The following is a 1,068-nucleotide window of genomic DNA, read 5'->3' on the forward strand; positions in this document are numbered from 1 at the left end:
ATCCGCGAGCAAGTAATCAAGATTGGCCAGGAGTACCCTGAAAACCGTATTCGCCTGAAATGCATCGGCGGTGGCGGCGGTAAAGGCCAACGCATACTCTCCAGCCCTTCAAGCTTTAAAGGCAGCATCGAAGAGCGCTTAAGCCAAGCAGCAGATGAAGCACCTTCTCTAGTACTTGAGATCCTCAACGAGGTAAAAGCGACAGGCCAAGGCGACAACAAGAATATTCTTGTCGAGTTGAATATCGAAACCACTCGTCACCAGGAAATCCAGGTGATCGGTAATGGTGAATGGGCACTGGCTTTGGGCGGTCGTGATTGCTCTTTGCAGATGCACGAGCAAAAGCTGCTTGAAATATCGGTTACGACCGAAGATTTACAGCATGCGCTTACAGAGTCGTTGCATCGCGGTAGTGAAGCCGAATCTAAAATCCTTAGCCAGGAGATCAAAACCCTTCAGGCGATGGAAAAAGAATCCGAAGTATTTGGTCAGGCTGTAGGTTTGGACAACGTATCCACCTTCGAGTGTATCGTTGACCGCGACAAACACTTCTTTATGGAAATGAACACCCGAATTCAGGTTGAACACCGCGTTACAGAGCTCTGTTATAGCCTGAAATTCGTCAACCCCGACAACGCTGATGACAGTTTTACGGTGCACTCATTGGTCGAGGCCATGGTATTACTCGCTGCACACGGCAAGCGCTTACCCAAGCCCGAGCGCGTATTGCGTCATAATGCTTCGGTTGAAGCCCGCCTTAATGCAACTAACCAAGCTTTGGCACCCCATGCAGGTGGTTTGATTGAACATTGGTCAGATTCGCTTGATGGCGAAATTCGTGACGACCAGGGCATCAGTCTTCACAACCCTGATACAGATGTATTCATGTCCTATCACTTGGCCGGTGCTTACGATAGTAATATCGCCCTACTCCTGACTGTTGGCAACAATCGTCTGGAAAGCTTTGAACAAATGTCTGAAGTACTTCGCCGCACTAAGCTGGAAGGTAAGGATCTAGGCACCAACCTTGAATTCCATTACGGCTTGGTCAACTGGATAATGGGCAAC

1 pseudogene is annotated in these 1,068 nt (G+C 49.0%); it reads left to right on the plus strand.

Annotation, left to right across the window (positions count from 1 at the left end):
* Positions 1 to 1,068: pseudogene (locus A3735_RS06135) on the plus strand (hypothetical protein); the annotation flags it as partial.

Source organism: Oleiphilus sp. HI0061 (genome assembly GCF_001635675.1).